This window comes from Acinetobacter sp. ANC 4910, assembly GCF_004331035.1.
In the GTDB taxonomy this organism is placed as follows: Bacteria; Pseudomonadota; Gammaproteobacteria; order Pseudomonadales; family Moraxellaceae; genus Acinetobacter.
In genome coordinates, this window is the sequence record NZ_SJNT01000001.1 from 32,436 (window position 1) to 52,258 (window position 19,823).

Below are 19,823 nucleotides of genomic sequence, written 5' to 3' on the forward strand. Positions count from 1 at the left end.
TTAGCATGTGATGCCAGATATGAAAATACGAATTCTGACCATCGGTCAAAAAATGCCAGCTTGGGTCTTGACGGGTTTTGAAGATTATTTCAAACGAATTCAACCCTTTGTACAAACTCAAATTATTGAGCTACCAATGGCAAAGCGTGGAAAAAATGATTCTGAAGCAGATATTTTAAAATATCGACAAATTGAAGGTGATAGCATTTTAAATGCGCTCAAACAGAATGAAACCCTTATCGCACTTGAAGTAGGTGGTCGTGAGTTCAGCACTGAAAAACTGGCAGACACCATGAAATCATGGATGTTGGAAGGCAATGATGTTGCCTTGGCGATTGGTGGACCAGATGGTCATTCCGAAGCGGTCCGAAAAGCAGCGGCATGGCATTGGTCGTTGTCTAAACTGACCTTGCCACACCCATTGGTGCGTGTCATGCTGATTGAACAGTTATATCGTGCTATGAGTATTAATCACAATCATCCCTATCATCGGGCTGGTTAAACCCATCTCCCATCATTCTATAATTGCAACAATACGTTGAATAGAAACTCTTTATTCAATTATTCGTATTTGGCATGATGAACATATTCTCTTATTCAAATTAGGCGCAAGACGATGAATCTACAAACTTTACCAGGTTTATTTATTTCACATGGATCTCCCATGCTTGCGCTTAACCCTGAACAAGTTGGCCCAGCTTTACACCGTTTAAGCTTAAATCTCCCGACACCCAAAGCCATTGTTGTGATGTCCGCACACTGGGAAAGTCAGGCACTTGAAGTGAATACAGGTATTCGACCAGAAACATGGCATGATTTTCGTGGTTTTCCACCTGCGCTGTATGAAATTCGCTATCCTGCTCCGGGTGAACCTCAACTTGCAGAAGATATTTTAAAGCGCCTGTCCGATGCAGGATTTGATGCACACGCCAATAATAGCCGTCCGCGTGATCATGGCGTGTGGATGCCATTACTCCACATGTTCCCAAATGCAGATATTCCAGTGGTTGAAATTTCACTCCCTATGCACATGTCCGCAGAGCAGATTTATCAAATTGGGCAAACTCTTTCAGCATTACGTGAGCAACAAGTTTTATTGATTGGTTCAGGCAGTATTACCCACAATTTGTCTGAATTGTCATGGCATGGGGAATCTCAGGATGTGCCTGTATGGGCATCCACCTTCCGTAATTACGTGGTTCAAAAACTAACGCATCAAGACTATGACACTATATTAGATTGGAACAATATTCCTTATGTACAGCGCAATCACCCAACCCTAGAACATTTTGCTCCTTTATTTTTTGCAATGGGTACGGGCACGCGATTCAACATTGTGCATAGCAGTTTCACAATGGGTTCATTGGGAATGGACATTTATCGTTTTGACTAATCCTTTATAAACATTAAAGAAATGACTACAAATGTTGTACATGTATTCATTTCTTTTTCTTATTAATCATTTAACCTTTAGTTTTGTATCTATCTAACTTAAGTGTTAATTCTAAAATGAAATTGAAATACCTTTTACTTGCTTTGTTGCCTTTTTCTCTTGCTGCTTGCCAATCAATTCAAACACCATCAAATTTGGATCAAGCCGTGAATGTACAATCGATTCCTGATCAAAATAAAACACTCGCTGCCTATGAATGGATCAGCACCACATCGACCACGCCTAAACCTTTAACGCTGTCGTTTAACGCACAAGGACAGTTGTCCGTAAAAACAAGCTGTAACGGTTTAGGCACGAGCTGGAAAATTGAAAGTGACAAAATTGTCACAGGTGCAATGATGGGCACGCAAATGGCTTGTGCTGAACCCGCGATGCAACAAGAACGCTTAGCAGCAGATTTACTCGGTCAACGTTCAATTCAATTTACGTTGAATAGCCAAAATATTGAAGCACCGACATTAACACTGGTTTCTGCGAAAGGCGAAAAACACGTTTTTGTGGGTCAAATGACACCTGAAACCAAATACCAATCTCAAGGCGAAACCCTCTTTTTAGAAATTTCACCAGAAACAAAAACTTGCTCTGCTGGTGTCGCTCGCATTGAGTGCTTACAAGTTCGTGAAATCAAATATGATGACAAGGGCGTAAAAACTCAAGTGAATAAAGATTGGAACTTATTCTACGACCACATCGAAGGCTATACTCACGATTCTAAAACCCGTCAAATTGTTCGTGTAAAACGTTTTGAACGTCAAAACCCTGCTGCAGATCAATCAAAATATGCGTATGTCAAAGACATGATCATTGAAACCGAAACTGTAAAATAAGCACATATAAAAAAGCCGATGCAATTGCATCGGCTTTTTTTTATCTAAACTACTATTTATTCAGCTTTAGAACACACCCTGTGACAGCATAGCATCTGCAACTTTTACAAAGCCTGCAATGTTCGCACCATCCACATAATTAATGCTACCGTCTGCTTTCGTGCCATATTTAACACAATTGCGGTGAATGTCTTTCATAATCGCATGTAAACGCTCATCGACTTCTTCGAAACCCCACCCTAAACGCAAAGCATTTTGTGACATTTCTAGACCTGAGGTTGCAACGCCCCCTGCATTGGATGCCTTACCTGGTGCATACAAAATTTTCGCTGCAACAAATTTTTCAACAGCATCGAGGGTTGAAGGCATATTGGCACCTTCTGCAACACAGAAAACACCATTAGCTAATAATACCTCTGCATCTTCACCCGTCAATTCATTCTGAGTTGCACATGGTAAAGCAATATCACAAGGAATCCCCCAAGGGCGTTTGCCTTCTAAATATTCAAATCCATGCTTAGAGGCAAATTCAGAAATACGACCACGGGCTTCATTTTTTAGATGCATCACTTCTGCAAGAAGTTCGTCAGTAAAACCATCTTTGACATAAACCGTACCATTCGAGTCTGAAAGTGATACGACTTTTGCCCCTAAGAACATGGCTTTTTCCGCAGCAAATTGTGCAACATTACCCGAACCTGAAATGGTCACGGTTTTTCCTTGGAAACTGTCACCACGCGTTTTTAGCATTTCTTCAGCAAAGTATACTGTGCCATAGCCCGTTGCTTCTGGACGTGCCAAAGACCCGCCAAATGCCAAGCCTTTTCCAGTAAATACACAAGAAGTATCATTACTGAGCTTTTTCATCATCCCAGCCATATAGCCAACTTCACGGCCACCAACACCAATATCCCCAGCAGGAATATCAGTGTTAGAACCTAAGTGACGGTATAGCTCAATCATTAATGCTTGGCAGAAACGCATAATTTCGCCTTCTGACTTCCCTTTAGGGTCAAAGTCAGAACCCCCTTTCCCGCCACCCATAGGCAAGGTTGTTAAGGCATTTTTAAAAGTCTGTTCAAAACCTAAGAACTTCAAAATAGATAAATTGACTGAAGGATGGAAACGCATCCCCCCCTTAAATGGACCAATTGCTGAGTTGTATTGAACACGAAATGCTCGATTTACATGGGTGTTGCCTTGATCATCTACCCACGACACGCGGAATTGGATGGCACGTTCTGGTTCAATTAAACGCTCAAGTAATCCATGCGCTGCATATTTTGGGTTCTTTTCAATGAATGGCCACAGACTGGTCATCACCTCTTCTACCGCTTGTAGAAACTCGGGTTGGTGTGCATCACGTGTTTTTACGTAATCCAAAAAGTCGTTTAGGCTACTGTATTTCAACACTTCATCCTCAGCAATTTATGAATCAAAATAGGTCAAAATTAAATTAAGTGATAAATTTTGGCGCAAAACATTAAATACTTTTTATCCACCTTCCACAATATTTATTTAAAATAACGTGATATTTTCAATATATAACAAATAATTATTTTAACTATTACATAAAGTTTGTCTTTCTTTTTTAAACCCTGACTTAACAATTCAACCAATATTCGCACCATATAAATACACTCAATGCATTAATTTGGAACACAAGATTAATCCACTGAATCATGCTAAAATTCGGGAAAATTTGGCTCTATTTTTCTAATCCTGTTTTAAAGACAGGTGTGGTTTTCGCATGATTTCGCAAATTGCTCTCATTCAACGCATCGACGCGCTACTTCCCCAAACTCAATGTGGTTTATGTGGTCATCGAGATGGTTGCCTTCCCTACGCCAAAGCGATTGCAGAAGGAGAAGCAGCCAATAAATGCGTCCCAGGTGGACAGCCTGTGGCTGATGCTTTAGCTGAATTGCTAAAACGTCCATCTCTAAAAGCCGAGGAAAGCGTATGGCCACTTCAATCGGATGGTCGTCCGCAACGAATGAAAGCCATTATTCGAGAAGATGAATGTATTGGTTGTACCAAATGTATTAGTGCATGCCCTGTCGATGCGATTATTGGATCAGGTAAACTCATGCACAGTGTCTTGGCTGATTTGTGCACGGGCTGTGAACTTTGTATTCCACCCTGTCCAGTCGACTGCATTGATTTAGTCGAAGACTTGAATAGCTTACCGAATGAGATTGAGCGTACAACTGAACAAAACGATTTACGCCAGCGCTATTATGCTCATATTCAGCGTGAAGAAACTCGGCGCTTGCACCGCAAAGGACCTGTGGTACGTGCCGAGATTGATACCTCATTATTTGCTCAATTCTCCACTCAACTTGATTCAGTACCTGTGATTGAGGTTGTAGATAAAACACCTACTGTAGCCAATCAAAATGCTCAATCAACTATTGAATTGGCAAAGTTACGAACACAAATTAAAAAATTAGAAAAACAACTGAGTGTTCGTGAAGATGTAGCCAAGCGCGCTCAGTTGCTAACATTGACCGAACAACTCAATGCATTGCAAGGGGTTTAAACATGACAACCAAAACGTCTACCGTTAAAAACATGACCAAGAAGCAAATTCAAACCTTCTTTGAACGTTTACGCGATCAACGCCCCAACCCAACCACTGAATTAAACTTTTCAACACCATTTGAGCTGTTAATTGCTGTGACTTTATCGGCTCAAGCCACTGACGTGAGTGTCAATAAAGCCACGGATAAATTATTCCCCATTGCCAATACCCCTGAAACCATTTTTGGACTGGGTGTCGAAGGACTCAAGCAATACATCAAAACCATTGGTTTATATAATTCCAAAGCTGAAAATGTCATTAAAACTTGCCAAATGTTAATTGAACGACATAACAGCGAAGTGCCCAATAATCGTGCTGACTTAGAAGCCTTACCCGGTGTTGGACGTAAAACTGCAAATGTAGTGCTGAATACCGCATTTGGACATCCGACCATGGCGGTGGATACGCATATTTTTCGATTAGGCAATCGGACTGGGTTGGCGGTAGGAAAAAATGTACTCGAAGTCGAACATCGACTGGTCAAAGTCATTCCTAAAGAATTTATGGTGGATGCACACCATTGGCTGATTCTGCATGGTCGTTACTGCTGTATCGCACGTAAACCAAAGTGTTCTGAATGCGTGGTGTCAGATGTATGTAATTGGCCTGAGCGCTTTGAATTTGGGGCTACCCGCGCGATTCCTGTTAACAATATTTAAGGAGCACAGCGCATCTTGTGCTAGATACACTGTCATCCAAAAATCACGCTCTTATTTTTTAGGCTGTTTTTGTTTCAATTTCGGATGTAACTGATATTGAGGTTTTTCCGCGGTTTTACTTTCTTCTTTTTGCTTTTGTTGGGTTTCTCTTAACATTTTAAAGCTGATATACAACAAACCTAACAACAGCGCTAAGCAAGCCACCACTAAAATGAATAAACCAATTTTTAACAAAATCGTATCCTCAAAAAGTTAGGACAAATAAAAAGAGCCCTAATATGACTTAGGACTCTTTTAAAGTCAAAAACTCAGGTTTGAATTATTTTGACTGATCTAAAATAGCGAACAAATCTTTTTGTACGTCTTCAATTGCACGTAAACCATTTAATTTGTCATAAGTCGGGGCATTTTCACCAGAAGCAGCACGACCTTGGTAGAATCCAACCAACTGTTCAGTTTCTGTATGATACGAACCTAGACGTTTACGAATAGTTTCTTCTTGGTCATCTGGACGTTGCACCAGTTCTTCACCAGTTTCGTCGTCTTTGCCTTCAACTTTAGGTGGGTTGTAAACAACATGGTAAACACGACCAGATGCAGGGTGCTGACGACGACCAGACAAACGCTGAACGATTTCTTCGTCAGGAACTTCAATCTCGATCACATGATCGATATTAATGCCTTCTTTTTCCAAAGCTTCAGCCTGCGGAATCGTACGCGGGAAACCATCAAAAATGCAGCCGTTCACACAGTCAGGTTGAGCAATACGTTCTTTTACCAGACCAATGATCAGTTCATCAGAAACCAGACCACCGCTTTCCATTACGCTTTTAGCTTTAAGACCTAATTCAGTACCTTCACGAATTGCAGCACGGAGCATATCACCGGTTGAAATTTGTGGGACATTGTAGCGCTTACAGATCAACTGAGCTTGTGTACCTTTACCTGCTCCAGGTGGTCCGAGTAAGATAATGCGCATAAAAAAACATCCTCATTTAAAACAATATGTATGATACTTCGAGCCAACAATTCTGCAGATCTAAACAGTCAGCATGAGTATCTAATTATAAGAAAGCCACAAACAAATGTATTGTACCAGCTATAAATCCAGTGACCCCACCTAATACAATCAGAATCCATTCGTCTTCCTGAAATGCAGGACGTAACAGGTTCTGGAACTCTTTCGGCGTTAACTCTCGAATACGCTCTCGGAACATTTGAAAGATTTTCTGTGCACGGCTCGCATTGAACGCAGGGTCGCATACTGGCACCATCGTAATTTCAATTGAGCGATCAATCAAGTCCGTCTTGAGTTTTGCGTACTCTTTTGGCCCTAAAGATAACTGTAATGATGTTCTAACCAGTGGAGTTTCCATAATCTGATTAATATGACGCTTGACGATACGACGCGTTTTGTCTTTTTTACTGCCATACATCATTTCAGTCATGATGGATTTTAACGTAATCAGGTCTTCTGTGACTACACTCGCAAATACATCCGATACTTCTTCCTGACGCTTCATGAACGCACCTTGGATATTATACGTTCCAATTCTAGGCCAGACAGGTTTAACCCAAGGAAACTTACGATCTTTAGTTAATTCAGTCAGTTGTGGGTAACGCACATAATGTGGCTCTATCGGGTTAAAGACCATCCAGATTGCAATCCAGTTGGTTAAAAAACCCCAAACTGATGCCCAAAACGGAACTGTCCAGTGCCAAGGCACCACAAACCACACAATCATTTGGAACACGCCAAAAAACATTCCAATTAGGGCACTAATGTGCCAAATGAAATTGATTTCTTTCTGTCCCACTTTTAAGAACATACGCACCATTAAACGACGATCACCCTCCATTTGGCTGACCACCATTTCACGCATGTTAACCAATGACTCGACGTTCACAGTTAATTCTGTTACCAGTTCTCTTAACACTTCTGGAAGCTGCTTGTGCGCCTGTGCATAGATACGGCGTTTAATGGAATAAGGTAGATTTTCCCAAAGTACGGCGTTGCGATCGACCATCACTTCATCAATTAGATGTTCCAGTTCAAAGCCAACCTGTTCACCGATAATACGCGCCATATCTTCAGGATCCATGGCATCTAGAAATTCGCGCAAAGAACCCAATTTAGACAAGGTGTTATCGGTAATGATGCCTGAGATGCGTCCTGCCTTTCGCGGTACAATCCCCTGCCAACCCACAGGCAAAGGTCCCAAATGGAATCCCCAAAAAGTAATTGGATAGAACACCATTTTTAACGCCATCCAGACGTGTGCCCAGGTCACAAATGCAGTTACAGGAATAATGCTCAGCACAGCCCAAAAATCGGGACGATTCAAAAAGGTTTGCCACAACTGATTGATGTACTCAAGCATGCATATTTTCCAAAATAATGACTAAATAACAGAGATTAATTCTTAATTTTTTAAACAGGTTATTTTCTGCCTAAGCCCATACTTAATGTATAAGAGAATTGTATTTTCGGTTCTATGTGTTCTACAACCACACCCTCACGATTTTTTAATTCTTCTCCTGCCCCAAGCCCGACACTGAATGTGCTAATACGATCTTTGTTCAACAAAACATATGCAAGATCCACACCCGCACCTAAGCGAGTTTCATCTTTATTGTCCACTTGCTTACTGGCAATGTGACCTGCATAAGCCCCCACATAATACCCGTTTTTATCCTTCCCCGTGAAATAGTAAGGATATCTAAAACCAATTTGTGTTCCAAAAGGCGAATCATCAGTAAGAAAAAAACCTGCTTTGGCATAGGCAATACCATAAGGATTGACCCATTCTGTATTTAAGTGAATCAGTTGTTGGGTTACCCCTGCACCCAGATTCCACATACTGGCACTTTCAGGCGTCAATTTAGCATCTGGTAAATAATGATCTTGTGCGTAAGCTGTATTGAATAATGTTATCAATGCTAACAAGGGATAAACTCTTGTCATTATTGTCACCTTTGTCCTTATTTTAATTGTGCATGCATTCCAAATTTTTTGCATGTTTTTGACTTTAACAGAATTGTTTCTATTCTTATATACAACACCTGATCTTTTTACTGTCTGTAAAGTCAAAACACCCTGTTGCAATAAAACAACCTCGCCCCGACTAGTTCCAACAGATAAGCATTATCAAAGCCTGTGACTTGAGTTAGAATAGCGCCTTCCTGATTCTCCCCCACAGTGTAAGTCAATCGCGTATGAAGCAGCACTTTCCTTTAAAAAATGTCCAACAAGAAAAGCGCATTTATCGCAATCGAGTGTTTATCTCTGTCGGGATTGTCAGCTTTTTTATGTTGCTGTTGGTGGCACGTTATGCCTACTTGCAGATTATGCAATATCAACAGTTTTCGACGGCATCGGATCAAAACCGTATTCGACTTCAACCGCTTGCACCTGCTCGTGGCTATATTTATGACCGTAATGGTATTTTATTGGCCGATAACTATCCTGTCTTTACGGCAACGATGAGCCGTGCAGATGTCGAAGATATTGATGACACAGTAAAGCGCCTTACGCCAGTTTTGAGTTTGACTGATGAAGATATTGAACGCTTCCTGTCTCGGATTAAAACCTCGAAGAAAACCGAACGTGTTTCGATTAAACTTAATTTAACTGAAACGGATATTGCCAAATTCAGTGAAGTTAAATTCCAGTTTCCTGGGGTCAATATAGAGACCCAAATGACCCGTTATTATCCACATGGCGAACTGTTTGCCCATGTGATTGGTTATGTGGGTCGTATTAATGACAAAGAACTAAAAAGTATTGATAAAGACTTGTATGCAGGCACCAACCTCATTGGAAAAATTGGGGTGGAAAAATCCTATGAGGAACTCTTGCATGGCGTACCCGGTAATGAATCTGTCGAAGCCGATGCACATGGTAATGTCCTGCGCCATTTAGGTCGTAAAGAACCCGTTCGTGGTAATGATTTATACCTTTCGCTCGATTATGGCTTACAGACTGTCGCTACCGAGCAATTGGCAGGACGTCGTGGCGCCATTGTTGCGATGGATCCCCGTACAGGAGAAATCCTTGCGCTGGTTTCTAGCCCAAGCTTTAACCCAAACTTGTTTGTTACAGGGATTAGCCATACCGACTATAGCGGTTTACGCGACAACCTTGATCAACCACTTTATAACCGTGCAGTACAAGGGGCATATCCACCGGGTTCAACCATTAAACCCATGTTTGGTTTAGGCGGTATTCACTACGGCTATATCGACTGGGGTACCGCAATTTCTGATCATGGCTACTTTACTCTGCCGGGTGACTCCCATAAATTCCGTGACTGGAAAAAATCGGGGCACGGTGTAGTCAATTTGCATAAAGCCCAAGTCGTCTCCTGCGATACCTTCTATTATGTGCTCTCTTACCGTATGGGTATTGAGAAAATGAATGCTTGGATGCGCCAATTTGGCTTCGGTCAAAAAACAGGGGTAGATTTACCGAGTGAAAGTGAAGGGCTATATCCAAATCCTGACTGGAAAATGCGTACTCGTAAAAGTAAATGGTTAAAAGGTGAAACAATTTCTGTGAGTATTGGACAGGGTGCTTTTACCGCAACGCCATTACAACTGGCTATGGCTACAGCAATCACTGCCAATCATGGTGCACATGTCATCCCACATGTATTACAAACCAGTAAAGGGGCTAAACCACATAAAGTTTTAAATGCACCCGATGGACATATTCAGTTTAATGGTAAAGATGAAGACTGGGTACAAATGCGAGATGCCATGGTAGATGTAATTGAAACTGGTACAGGTCGCGGTATTCGGACGCCAATGTATAAAATTGCAGGAAAAACAGGTACAGCACAGGTCAAAAGTATTGCTCAAGGGAAAAAGTATAATGAAGCTTTACTGACCGAACGTCAGTTAGATCACGGTCTCTTTGTGGGTTTCGCGCCTGCAGAAAATCCTGAAATTGCAATTGCTGTAGTTTGGGAAAATGGTCGTCATGGTGGTTCTGCTGCACAATTGGCACGACCTGTATTTGACTATTGGTTGATGCAACGTAAAAAGAACCCGATTAAACCTGAAGGGCATCAAATTAGTGGCGGATTGATGACTGCTGGTATTAAACCGGGTGAATTGCCAAGTGGTTCTGGCGCAGCTCCAACGTCTGCAACAACAGGCTCTCAGGCGCGACCAGCAAGCTCAACCACTCACACAGCTCCGCAAGCTGCTACTCCTACCACCCCAGCCGCTCCTGCGGCTGCAGCGGATGATGTCGAATAATGAAAAATCAACTCAGAATTATTGGCGGAGAGTGGAAACGCCGCCAACTCGCTTTTGCCAGTATTGAAGGACTGCGCCCAACCCCTGACCGCGTCCGCGAAACCTTGTTTAACTGGTTAATGTGGGATATTCAAAATGCACAAGTCCTCGATTTGTGTACAGGTTCTGGAGCTTTAAGTTTTGAAGCCCTATCACGTGGTGCAAAACATGTCACGATGATTGAACCTAACCAAACTCAGGCACAATTTCTAAAGCAGAATATTCAATTATTAAAAGCAGAAAATTGCCAATTAAAAGTGACCACTGCTCAACAAGCACTCGTGGCACTAAAGTCAAGTTTTGATCTGGTGTTTTTAGATCCACCCTATAGCTTAAATCTTTGGGAAGAACTGGCAAAACTCACTGATCCGCTGATTGCTGAAAATGGGTTGATTTATATTGAGGCCGACCGTGAGCTCAACATGCTGAATTTACCGCACAGTTGGCAATCTATAAAACAAACCAAAGCTGGTACAGTCCGAGCAGCCTTATATAAAAAAGTGACACGTTCTTAATGCATATGTAATTTTAAGCCAGTTATGCACACCCTGCTTCGACTGGCTTAAAATGATAAATGCAACAGCTCAACACCATACACTTGCATTAACGTTGTGGTGGTTGGTTATGATCATTATGCTGATTATAGGAGTAGTCATTCTGATTAGAATCAGGTCGATGATCTGAATCATGATGTGGAGAGGGTCTATTGTGCCGATGATCCCAATCATCATGCCACAGGCATCCAGTGAGTAAACTCACGGTTAAAACCAATAACACAATATTTTTAATCATTATTTTTTCCTAAGCTTTTATCCAATTTTTATTATTTCTGATTCAGAAATTCTAAATAGCAATATTTTTTTGCTGTCTATTCCCAGCCAACAATACCCAGCCTTGCAAGATAATGCTGTTCAATAACATTAAAGAAGTTGGTTTTAAAATAAAAACCAGATGGAAAAACCAATCTCCATCTGGTGCATTGATACTCATAAATCAATTAAAGGGTATCGAGTAAAGTCAACTTTAGGAGATGAACCATTATTGTCATTCATATATTTTTGATGAGATGGTTCTGGTTGATAATCAGTTTGTTGAAGCATTGGACTTGTATTTGAATGATCCATGCCTGTGCTATGTGACATACAACCCATCATCAAGCCTGTACTTAGTACTAGCAATAAGGTTGATTTTATCATTTTCCTTCCCCTTTTTACTAGGGTCGAATCTTTATTATTCTCCTTTAAAGCAATTTAGGGGTTTTCAATTTGTGCTTTTTTTGTACTATTTTTTAAAATACGTCTACTCTATCACTAATAGAAAATTGCGATAAATAAAAACGGCGCTAAAACAATTATGTTCTTGTCTTCAATTTTTCAAAAATTATCTCCTGCAACTCCTAGCATAAAGTTAAATAAGAAGAACATCCTCTTATTTAACGAGATCTTCAGCATCCTTGAAAATTCAGCTAATGTGGTAATGGTCTAGTCTGCTTATGATTTGGTCGATCTGGTCGATGATCAGGAGGCCTACCTTCAGGCGGACGGTGCTCTGGTGGTCTATTTTCTGGAGGACGATGCTCAGAAGGACGATCATGCGGAGGTCGATAAGCTGGACGCCCATCCCACCCATAACCATAAGATGGTCGATGATCATAGTCATATGAATAACGATGATCATGGTCATACCAATCATCATCATACCAAACACAACCCGACAACATAATGACCAAAAAAGTGGATAACACAATTAGTTTTATCATAATGTTCCCCTTGCAAATGGGAGTACTTGTTCATTATTCAGGATAAGCATGGATAAAAAACAAGCAACTTGTTCTTTTTTTGTTATGGCAAAATAAATGTACTTTTATGACTTAATGTCTGTATTTCCATTCATTAAAAATAGATGTTATTCCGTCACCTTAACGCTTTTTATCGAACAGTTATTCTTTAGGCTAGAGCAATAAGAGCTAGCTATTCAATATTCAAATCACGTTGATGAATACCCTCAATTAAAATACTTTAAAATATATTGTATTAATTAAATATATTTATTTTTTGTGCAATACATCACAACTAGAAATAATTTCTTACAAGTCTCGCTTAGCCCACCCAGACGTAAAACAGCGTTTGTCGCACAGGTTTGTGTGTTTTAAGTAAGTGAAAATTGTCTGATGACATCGCATTGAAATGTTTAAATACAAATTCTGCCGACTGTTTCACCCAGTCGTTACTCTAGCTACACAGTTTGCACATTATTGTATTATTCACGTAATTCATTCTGTTTCGCTTTGTTGTTTTAATTGATTGAATGCCTGTGAATACTTAGCATGAGTTCTGTTCTGACTTAAGTGATGATAAGTAGAACAGCTTTAATTTTATCTCGTTAATAACACAGGATGCCTATTATGAAATTAACTCATATCCTACTTGCAACAACCTTTGCTGCTGCCGCAACTACAACTTTTGCTGCAACTGAAAAACAACCTCAAACCGAAGAAAAAGTGATTGTTTCAACACAAGAACAACCTGAAACGTCTGCAATTGAAGGGACTGCGGCTCAACCCAGCACTCAACCTGCTGTAGATTCTGCAAGCGAAGCGACACCTGCACAATAAAGCATAGCGCACCAGTTTTCTAAGACCTTCACTCCACCTCATTCACTCGAAGGTCTTAGAAATTCTCAGGTGAGTCAGCGTATTCTGTCTCACCTGAATTTTCCAAGAAATATATAATTATCTAAAATTCCTGAATCATAAATATAGTTAATTATGATGATTCCCATGACATCAACTATGATTAAAATTTTAATAAATCTAATAAAATCATATAAATATTAAAAATATCAAACCCAACTCGAAACCTATTTATGCAAGCTATCCACTATGGCATAGCTTGTTTGCAGTCATGACTTCACCGTTAATAGCATCATTGTGAATGGATTGAATGGAATTCGCTGTGAGCACAAACAATACTGATTTTACCACTGAAGTGGCAATCCTTGGCGCTGGTCCTGTAGGGCTTACGCTTGCAAATTATTTAAGCAAGCAAGGGGTTCAAGTCACCGTCATAGAACAACTGGATCAACTAATCGATTACCCTCGTGCTATTGGTATTGATGATGAAGCATTACGCACGATTCAGTCTCTTGGGCTAGTCGAGCAAGTTTTACCCCATACGACCCCCAATCATGCCATGCGCTTTTTGACCCCTAAAGGGCATTGCTTTGCGGATATTCAACCGTTAACACGTGAGTTTGGTTTCTCGCGTCGTAATGCTTTTATTCAACCGCAAGTCGACAATGTTTTACTACAAGGGCTAAAACAATATCCACAAACCCAAGTTTTATTTGCACGTCAACTGACTGAGTTTAGCCAAGATACGCAATCAGTCACCTTGAATATGCAAAATAAACAGGGAGAAGCTGAGGTTGTAAAAGCCAAATATCTGATTGCCTGCGATGGAGGTAACTCTGTCGTGCGTCGTACCTTAAATATTGGTTTTGATGGTAAAACTGCCCCGAATCAATGGATTGTCATTGATATTGAAAATGATCCATTGGCAACCCCACATATCTATTTGTGCTGCGACCCTGTACGCCCATATGTATCAGCTGCATTACCGCATGGTATTCGTCGTTTCGAATTTATGGTGATGCCTGGTGAAACCCAAGAAGAGCTCAGCAAACCAGAAAGCATTAATCAACTGTTGGCAAAAGTTTTACCCAATACCCAAAACATTGAAGTGATTCGTCAACGTGTATATACCCATAATGCCCGCATTGCAGATAAATTCCGTGTAGATCGTATTTTACTGGCAGGTGATGCCGCCCACATTATGCCTGTCTGGCAAGGTCAGGGCTATAACAGCGGTATGCGTGATGCCTTTAACTTAGGCTGGAAAATGGCATTGGTTGTGCAAGGAAAAGCTGGACCTGAACTCTTAGATTCATACCAAATTGAACGTAAAGATCATGCCAAGGCGATGATTGATCTTTCCGTGATGGCGGGTCATGTATTGGCACCACCGAAAAAATGGCAAGGCTTTGTTCGTGATGGAATTGCTTACGCGCTCAATTATATTAAGCCAATTAAACAGTATTTATTGGAAATGCGCTTTAAACCCATGCCGCAGTATCATGATGGCGTGTTGATTCAAAATAAGCTGAAAAACTCACCTGTCGGTAAAATGTTTATTCAGCCCAAAGTTGAATTGGTTTCTGGTGAACAAGTTTTATTAGATGAAATCATTGGCAATGACTTCGCAATCTTGGCTTGGGGGGTAGACCCGCAATGGGGCTTGTCAGATGCAACCCTACAACAATGGAAAAAGCTGGGGGTAAAATTTATTCAAGTTTTACCTGCGGTTCAGTTGCAAAACGAAAAGCGCAAACAATTCGATGGTGTGATTTGTGTCGGTGATATTGGCACAGAAATCCGTAGCTGGTTTGGTCGCACCAACGACTCGATGGTCATTTTACGCCCTGACCGCTTTGTCGCAGCACTCGCGATTCCCCAAAGTGTAGATCAAATTAGCCAAGCACTATTTTCGAAATTACACAGTAAAGCTTAATGCTCTGCGCTACGGCCTTACGTCCTCTAAATCACAAAGCCCAGAAGATGTTCTGGGCTTTGTCTTCACGCTAAATTATTGTTCAAAGGCATCAAACCAAGCGATCCCTTGTAGTGAAGCGCGAGTTTTCATCTGTCTTAAAAATGGTTTTGCTTCTTCAAAATATGGAATCAACTTAAACGACATGGCATACACCAGCCAATACGCCAAATATAAGTCTGCCGCGGTGCACTTTTCTCCAAGTAAATAAGGTTTTGCCTGACTGAGACCTTGTTTTAAAAATTGAAATAACCGTTGCTCATCGCCAAAACTTAAGCCCATTTTCTTACTTTCAATCAGATCAGCTGCAACATTCAAATTTTTGATGTCCATATATTCAGTTAATGGACCATGAATGTAGAACAGCCACTTTAAGTAAGCACCGCGCTTCGGGTCATTCAGTGCAGGAGCAAAATCCTGCTCAATATACTTATCTGCCAGATAGGCAATAATTGCGGGTACTTCAGTGACGACAATATCACCATTTTTCAAACAAGGTACTTTTGCCATGGGATTAATGGCGAGATAAGTTGCCTGATGCATCTCTTCATAGCTGATATTAATCAGTTCAACCTGATCTTCAATCTTTAGCTCTTTGAGGAAAGGTAAAATGATATTACCTCGAGATTGCGGATTGGTATAAAGCTGCATCATTGTTATGGTTCCAGTGTTGTTATTTTGCGCTACCTTAGCATAGCTTGTCTCACAACTGCGTGGTGATTCTGTCATCCATGACCTAGAATTGGGGTATATTTTCAGTGCTGAATTAGAAAATTCCAGTATAGAATTGCTCTTTTAAGATTTTTAAAATAAGGTTAATCGCCTCATTAGGTTGCTCTTTGCGATAGCTGGCATACAGACCAATGGTCGGTAAAGGTTCAATGGTGTTTTTTACCACGATTTTATCGCCCAACAACGGAATGACATAGGCAGGCACCAAACTCCATCCCACCCCCATCCCAACCAAATTTACATTGAGTAGAATGTTGGTAGAGTGCTGAACCACATTCACATTAAGTTTAGATTGTTTGAAAAAATCCTGAATAATTTTATAAAGTTGAGGTGATGCACCTTCATCGCTGATAATAAAATCTTGCTGATTAAAACTTTTAATACTGACATGACGTTGCGCTGCCACAGCCGAATCTTTCGGCACAATCAGCGCCAAAGGTTCATTGAAAATTTGAACAAACTCCAATTCACTCGACTCATCAATATAGCGAGTGAAAGCAATATCAATGTCGCCTTTTTTTAAAGCCCTAAATTGATCCGCATCGGTCAAACTATGGAAATGAATTTTTAAATCGGGAAAATGTGCTCGAATATTGGGCATGATGTAAGGGAATATCTTCATCTCGGCCACAGGTACAAAACCAATATGTAATTGGTCTTTACTCATATTGGCCACTTTGCGTGCATCGTGAATGGCTTTTTCCGCATGTTCCAAACTAAGTAATGCTTCCTTTAAAAAGGCTTTTCCTTCTTCGGTCAACTCCACTTTTCGGTTAGAGCGAACCAGTAACTGTACGCCTACCTCTTGCTCCAGATCTTTGATTTGCTGGCTTAAAGAAGGTTGTACCGTACACATGCGCTGTGCAGCTTTGGTAAAATTTAACTCTTCAGCCACTGCAACAAAGTAACGTAAATGACGCAATTCCATCAGCGTTCTCCTTCATGTTGAACGGATACAACTTTAGCTGCCACTTTTACTCGATACACGACAAGCGTGACTAAAGTCATCATGGCACAAAACAAATAAGTCATGGCATAGCCCCAATAGGCAATTAAAATTCCCATGAACACTGAACCAACCGCCAAGCCTAAATCAAACAAGGTAAAATAAGTCGAAATGGCATGTCCAATCCGTTGCTTCGGTACACTCTGAATGGCAACAGTCTGCAAACATGGAAATAGCGTGCCGTAACCTATACCAATGAGAACTGCTGATAACCAGAGTACCCACGGCTGATTCAACTGACTGAGTACAGCCAAACCAAGGGCAAACAGAAGAAAAGATGGATAAATCACTACGCTGGCCCCTTTCTGGTCAAAGCAACGTCCAACCCATGGTCGAACCAAAATCATGGAACAGGCAAAGACCAAAAAGAAGGTGCTGGTATACGCCATCAGTTGCTTGGTTTCAGTATACGCCGCAATAAAACTCATCACACTCGAATAAGCAAATGCTGTCAAAAGTGCTACCGAACCCACAGCAAGTACGCGAAACTCAATAATATCTTGTACTGTCAAACGGGAGGATCGTTGCTCGACCGATAGTGATGTGTCATCCTCCGTAACCGGAATACACAGACAGAAAATAAATCCTAGCGTCATCAGCCCCGATAAAATGGCAAATAACACGGTAAAACTGGCATATTGAGTAATGGTTAAAGCCAATAAGGGACCAAATACTACCCCTAAATTGGTCGACATCACAAAGTAGCCCATCCCCTCACCTTTGCGATGTTCAGGGATAAACTCATTAGCAACAGGTACCGTGACTGTCGTTAAAATACTGAACCATATGCCATGAATAAAACGCACCAATAACAGGCTCCACATGCTGTCGATCCACAAATAACTGAATGCAAACAGCACAAATAAAATTTCTGAGCCACGAAAACTAAGCTTCTTACCTATTTTTTCAGAAATCAGTCCAGAGAAAGGACGTACCATAATGGATGAAATCAAAAACAAGGTCAGTGCTAAACCCGCTTCTTGAATAGACCCACCCAGATCTTTCATGATGTAGACAGGTAAAATGGCCAGTAAGGCAAAATAATAAGTAAATAAAAACAGGTTATTCAGAACACAAAATACAAATGCCCGATTCCACAGCCCCTCTACACGTCCATCCGATCTCATTTTATGGACTCACTTTCTCAGTCGTTATACGCGCAGGTTGCAGAACCATGTTCAGCAATGCTTGAATATAAGCTTCATCGGGCTGATGATTAAAAAAGATCATCTGATAATGAATAGGTGCATATAAAGTATCGAGCATCAGTTCAAATGGGTAATCGGCACGAATCTCTCCATTTTGAATCGCCAATTGAATCAACTTTCGGGTCGCTTCACGGCGGGGTAATAAATACTGACTAAAAAACTCCCCTGCGGCTTCACGATGCTCGGATAACACCACCAGTAATGCTCGTCCAATCGGGCGATTTAAAGCATGTGATAACTTGAGTAGTTGTTGCTTCAAATTAAATTCCAGACTTTGTGCATAGTCCAGATCGAACACCGAAGCCGTTTCTTGCTTGAAGGCTTCAAACACCAAGTCAGATTTATGTTTCCACCAACGGTAAATGGTGGACTTCCCGACACCCGCCCGAGCAGCAATCTCTTCAATCGTCAATTTGCTGTATTCATAATCTTCTAAAGCTGCGATCACAGCATCTAAAATACATTGCTTGCGACGTGAAGATTTTTCTAACTCAGACATAGCCCACCATAAAACGAAACGATACGTATCGTTTTATACTAATGTAATTTTACTGGCTAAACTAGAGGAATAAGACCAAGGACTATAAGTTCATATAATTTAGCCGCATAAAAAAACCCGTGAGTTAGTTACACTCACGGGTTTCGCTTGAACACAGCTAAATTTTAACTTGGTGTCGAAGACTTTTTATAAATGCTGCAAGATGGGTGATGGTTTTCTTGCAAACGAGCCACTTTACGTTGTTCTGCGGCCTCAAAACGACAACGCTTCCATTCATTGGTTAAGTCCAATGGTGGAATTTGTTTAGGTTGACCTGTTTCATCTACCGCAACCATTGTGAAATAGCAGCTATTGGTATGACGTACAGTACGTTTTTGAATATTTTGTGCTTCTACACGAATACCGATTTCCATAGAAGTACGGCCCACATGGTTTACACTGGCAAGAAAAGTGACCAACTCACCGACATGAATCGGTTCTTTAAAGTTCACTTTATCAACCGATAGTGTCACAACATAACTACCTGAATAGCGGCTTGCACAGGCATAAGCCACCTGATCCAGCAGCTTTAAAATAGTTCCACCATGAACATTACCCGAGAAATTTGCCATATCTGGAGTCATCAATACAGACATGGTCAACTCCGACTGATCATCTAAAATTGGAGTAATTTGATCTAATGGGGACATCGCGTTCTCTAGACTCTTGTAAAGATAGTAGAATATGTACACATTATTATATAACTTTTGCCATAAATAACATGTTCAAATCGGCAATTAGATCATCACTATTATTTATAGTGATTACCATATCATTCAGTAAAATATATATTAATACACCAAACTTCAATATAAGCCCATAATTTCATTATATTTATCATAAATTATTCAACAATATCCAAAACAGCTTGCAGCCGACCTCATCACTATCCAACTCAATTTTAATCC

The 19,823-nt window shown here is 40.7% G+C and carries 22 protein-coding genes; 9 read left to right on the forward strand and 13 right to left on the reverse strand.

The genetic code is table 11. From position 1 onward, the window contains the following. Positions 1-19 precede the first annotated feature (19 nt). The 3 genes from rlmH (at position 20) to E0H82_RS00150 (ending at position 2,280) form a co-directional block, all read left to right on the forward strand. Positions 20-502 carry a 23S rRNA (pseudouridine(1915)-N(3))-methyltransferase RlmH gene (gene rlmH, locus E0H82_RS00140; RefSeq protein ID WP_026441300.1) on the forward strand — a complete coding sequence of 161 codons (483 nt, stop codon included), beginning with the start codon at positions 20-22 and terminating at the stop codon, positions 500-502. 114 nt (positions 503-616) lie between these two features. After that, positions 617-1,393 carry a DODA-type extradiol aromatic ring-opening family dioxygenase gene (locus E0H82_RS00145; protein ID WP_131262456.1) on the forward strand — a complete coding sequence of 259 codons (777 nt, stop codon included), beginning with the start codon at positions 617-619 and terminating at the stop codon, positions 1,391-1,393. A gap of 116 nt (positions 1,394-1,509) precedes the next feature. Beyond that, the gene (locus E0H82_RS00150) at positions 1,510-2,280 is read left to right on the forward strand and encodes an META and DUF4377 domain-containing protein (protein WP_131262457.1); all 771 of its coding nucleotides are present in this window, start codon (positions 1,510-1,512) and stop codon (positions 2,278-2,280) included. Positions 2,281-2,346: 66 nt separating this feature from the next. On the opposite strand, the gene gdhA is transcribed toward E0H82_RS00150, so the two are convergent. Beyond that, a complete protein-coding gene (gene gdhA, locus E0H82_RS00155) occupies positions 2,347-3,690 on the reverse strand; it encodes an NADP-specific glutamate dehydrogenase (RefSeq protein ID WP_131262722.1) in 1,344 nt (447 codons plus the stop codon). A 340-nt stretch (positions 3,691-4,030) separates the two neighbouring features. Here gdhA and E0H82_RS00160 point away from each other — a divergent pair, with 340 nt between their 5' ends. Then, entirely contained in the window at positions 4,031-4,822 is a 792-nt protein-coding gene (locus tag E0H82_RS00160; protein ID WP_131262458.1) for an RnfABCDGE type electron transport complex subunit B, read from the forward strand. A 2-nt stretch (positions 4,823-4,824) separates the two neighbouring features. Next, positions 4,825-5,523 carry an endonuclease III gene (nth, locus tag E0H82_RS00165; protein ID WP_131262459.1) on the forward strand — a complete coding sequence of 233 codons (699 nt, stop codon included), beginning with the start codon at positions 4,825-4,827 and terminating at the stop codon, positions 5,521-5,523. Between the two features lie 51 nt (positions 5,524-5,574). Here nth and E0H82_RS00170 read toward each other — a convergent pair whose 3' ends face one another. The 4 genes from E0H82_RS00170 to E0H82_RS00185 all read right to left on the reverse strand — a co-directional run bounded on the left by E0H82_RS00170 (position 5,575) and on the right by E0H82_RS00185 (position 8,488). Then, a complete protein-coding gene (locus E0H82_RS00170; RefSeq protein WP_131262460.1) occupies positions 5,575-5,757 on the reverse strand; it encodes a hypothetical protein in 183 nt (60 codons plus the stop codon). Between the two features lie 85 nt (positions 5,758-5,842). Further along, the gene (adk, locus tag E0H82_RS00175; RefSeq protein ID WP_131262461.1) at positions 5,843-6,502 is read right to left on the reverse strand and encodes an adenylate kinase; all 660 of its coding nucleotides are present in this window, start codon (positions 6,500-6,502) and stop codon (positions 5,843-5,845) included. 85 nt (positions 6,503-6,587) lie between these two features. Further along, on the reverse strand, positions 6,588-7,904 hold the full coding sequence (locus tag E0H82_RS00180; protein ID WP_116759752.1) for a hypothetical protein: 1,317 nt from the start codon (positions 7,902-7,904) through the stop codon (positions 6,588-6,590). Between the two features lie 59 nt (positions 7,905-7,963). Beyond that, positions 7,964-8,488, reverse strand: coding sequence for a hypothetical protein (locus E0H82_RS00185; protein WP_131262462.1), 525 nt, complete (start codon positions 8,486-8,488; stop codon positions 7,964-7,966). Between the two features lie 251 nt (positions 8,489-8,739). Between E0H82_RS00185 and mrdA the strand changes: the two genes are divergently transcribed. Next, positions 8,740-10,785 (forward strand): penicillin-binding protein 2, encoded by a 2,046-nt coding sequence (mrdA, locus tag E0H82_RS00190; protein ID WP_131262463.1) that lies wholly within the window; start codon positions 8,740-8,742, stop codon positions 10,783-10,785. Beyond that, positions 10,785-11,339 carry a 16S rRNA (guanine(966)-N(2))-methyltransferase RsmD gene (gene rsmD, locus E0H82_RS00195; protein WP_131262464.1) on the forward strand — a complete coding sequence of 185 codons (555 nt, stop codon included), beginning with the start codon at positions 10,785-10,787 and terminating at the stop codon, positions 11,337-11,339. Before mrdA ends, rsmD begins: the two co-directional genes overlap by 1 nt. Before the next feature lie 88 nt (positions 11,340-11,427). Here the strand turns inward: rsmD and E0H82_RS00200 are convergent, their stop codons facing one another. The 3 genes from E0H82_RS00200 to E0H82_RS00210 all read right to left on the reverse strand — a co-directional run bounded on the left by E0H82_RS00200 (position 11,428) and on the right by E0H82_RS00210 (position 12,583). After that, the gene (locus tag E0H82_RS00200; RefSeq protein WP_131262465.1) at positions 11,428-11,616 is read right to left on the reverse strand and encodes a hypothetical protein; all 189 of its coding nucleotides are present in this window, start codon (positions 11,614-11,616) and stop codon (positions 11,428-11,430) included. A gap of 194 nt (positions 11,617-11,810) precedes the next feature. Further along, on the reverse strand, positions 11,811-12,020 hold the full coding sequence (locus E0H82_RS00205) for a hypothetical protein (RefSeq protein WP_131262466.1): 210 nt from the start codon (positions 12,018-12,020) through the stop codon (positions 11,811-11,813). 269 nt (positions 12,021-12,289) lie between these two features. Beyond that, the gene (locus E0H82_RS00210) at positions 12,290-12,583 is read right to left on the reverse strand and encodes a hypothetical protein (protein WP_131262467.1); all 294 of its coding nucleotides are present in this window, start codon (positions 12,581-12,583) and stop codon (positions 12,290-12,292) included. A 645-nt stretch (positions 12,584-13,228) separates the two neighbouring features. On the opposite strand from E0H82_RS00210, the gene E0H82_RS00215 reads away from it, so the two are divergent. Further along, positions 13,229-13,438, forward strand: coding sequence for a hypothetical protein (locus E0H82_RS00215; protein ID WP_131262468.1), 210 nt, complete (start codon positions 13,229-13,231; stop codon positions 13,436-13,438). Between the two features lie 328 nt (positions 13,439-13,766). Further along, positions 13,767-15,392 carry a bifunctional 3-(3-hydroxy-phenyl)propionate/3-hydroxycinnamic acid hydroxylase gene (locus tag E0H82_RS00220; protein WP_131262469.1) on the forward strand — a complete coding sequence of 542 codons (1,626 nt, stop codon included), beginning with the start codon at positions 13,767-13,769 and terminating at the stop codon, positions 15,390-15,392. 75 nt (positions 15,393-15,467) lie between these two features. On the opposite strand, the gene E0H82_RS00225 is transcribed toward E0H82_RS00220, so the two are convergent. The 5 genes from E0H82_RS00225 to E0H82_RS00245 form a co-directional block, all read right to left on the reverse strand. Further along, complete coding sequence (locus E0H82_RS00225; RefSeq protein ID WP_131262723.1) at positions 15,468-16,082, reverse strand: glutathione S-transferase family protein; 615 nt, start codon at positions 16,080-16,082, stop codon at positions 15,468-15,470. Positions 16,083-16,197: 115 nt separating this feature from the next. Continuing rightward, positions 16,198-17,091, reverse strand: a complete 894-nt coding sequence (locus tag E0H82_RS00230; RefSeq protein WP_131262470.1) for a LysR substrate-binding domain-containing protein — start codon at positions 17,089-17,091, stop codon at positions 16,198-16,200. Next, the gene (locus tag E0H82_RS00235; protein ID WP_131262471.1) at positions 17,091-18,296 is read right to left on the reverse strand and encodes an MFS transporter; all 1,206 of its coding nucleotides are present in this window, start codon (positions 18,294-18,296) and stop codon (positions 17,091-17,093) included. Before E0H82_RS00235 ends, E0H82_RS00230 begins: the two co-directional genes overlap by 1 nt. A gap of 1 nt (position 18,297) precedes the next feature. Continuing rightward, positions 18,298-18,876, reverse strand: coding sequence for a TetR/AcrR family transcriptional regulator (locus E0H82_RS00240; protein ID WP_131262472.1), 579 nt, complete (start codon positions 18,874-18,876; stop codon positions 18,298-18,300). Positions 18,877-19,040: 164 nt separating this feature from the next. Beyond that, positions 19,041-19,565, reverse strand: coding sequence for an acyl-CoA thioesterase (locus tag E0H82_RS00245; protein ID WP_116759774.1), 525 nt, complete (start codon positions 19,563-19,565; stop codon positions 19,041-19,043). Positions 19,566-19,823 lie beyond the last annotated feature (258 nt).

Bases quoted from the DNA above. Each gene is read 5' to 3' on its own strand.
- E0H82_RS00150 (WP_131262457.1), top strand. From the start codon at position 1,510: ATGAAATTGAAATACCTTTTACTTGCTTTGTTGCCTTTTTCTCTTGCT.
- nth (WP_131262459.1), top strand. From the start codon at position 4,825: ATGACAACCAAAACGTCTACCGTTAAAAACATGACCAAGAAGCAAATT.
- mrdA (WP_131262463.1), top strand. From the start codon at position 8,740: ATGAAGCAGCACTTTCCTTTAAAAAATGTCCAACAAGAAAAGCGCATT.
- E0H82_RS00230 (WP_131262470.1), bottom strand. From the start codon at position 17,091: ATGGAATTGCGTCATTTACGTTACTTTGTTGCAGTGGCTGAAGAGTTA.
- E0H82_RS00245 (WP_116759774.1), bottom strand. From the start codon at position 19,565: ATGTCCCCATTAGATCAAATTACTCCAATTTTAGATGATCAGTCGGAG.
- E0H82_RS00235 (WP_131262471.1), bottom strand. From the start codon at position 18,296: ATGAGATCGGATGGACGTGTAGAGGGGCTGTGGAATCGGGCATTTGTA.
- E0H82_RS00180 (WP_116759752.1), bottom strand. From the start codon at position 7,904: ATGCTTGAGTACATCAATCAGTTGTGGCAAACCTTTTTGAATCGTCCC.
- E0H82_RS00225 (WP_131262723.1), bottom strand. From the start codon at position 16,082: ATGCAGCTTTATACCAATCCGCAATCTCGAGGTAATATCATTTTACCT.
- rsmD (WP_131262464.1), top strand. From the start codon at position 10,785: ATGAAAAATCAACTCAGAATTATTGGCGGAGAGTGGAAACGCCGCCAA.
- E0H82_RS00240 (WP_131262472.1), bottom strand. From the start codon at position 18,876: ATGTCTGAGTTAGAAAAATCTTCACGTCGCAAGCAATGTATTTTAGAT.
- adk (WP_131262461.1), bottom strand. From the start codon at position 6,502: ATGCGCATTATCTTACTCGGACCACCTGGAGCAGGTAAAGGTACACAA.
- E0H82_RS00145 (WP_131262456.1), top strand. From the start codon at position 617: ATGAATCTACAAACTTTACCAGGTTTATTTATTTCACATGGATCTCCC.
- E0H82_RS00215 (WP_131262468.1), top strand. From the start codon at position 13,229: ATGAAATTAACTCATATCCTACTTGCAACAACCTTTGCTGCTGCCGCA.
- E0H82_RS00200 (WP_131262465.1), bottom strand. From the start codon at position 11,616: ATGATTAAAAATATTGTGTTATTGGTTTTAACCGTGAGTTTACTCACT.
- E0H82_RS00185 (WP_131262462.1), bottom strand. From the start codon at position 8,488: ATGACAAGAGTTTATCCCTTGTTAGCATTGATAACATTATTCAATACA.
- E0H82_RS00205 (WP_131262466.1), bottom strand. From the start codon at position 12,020: ATGATAAAATCAACCTTATTGCTAGTACTAAGTACAGGCTTGATGATG.
- E0H82_RS00160 (WP_131262458.1), top strand. From the start codon at position 4,031: ATGATTTCGCAAATTGCTCTCATTCAACGCATCGACGCGCTACTTCCC.
- rlmH (WP_026441300.1), top strand. From the start codon at position 20: ATGAAAATACGAATTCTGACCATCGGTCAAAAAATGCCAGCTTGGGTC.
- E0H82_RS00220 (WP_131262469.1), top strand. From the start codon at position 13,767: ATGGAATTCGCTGTGAGCACAAACAATACTGATTTTACCACTGAAGTG.
- E0H82_RS00210 (WP_131262467.1), bottom strand. From the start codon at position 12,583: ATGATAAAACTAATTGTGTTATCCACTTTTTTGGTCATTATGTTGTCG.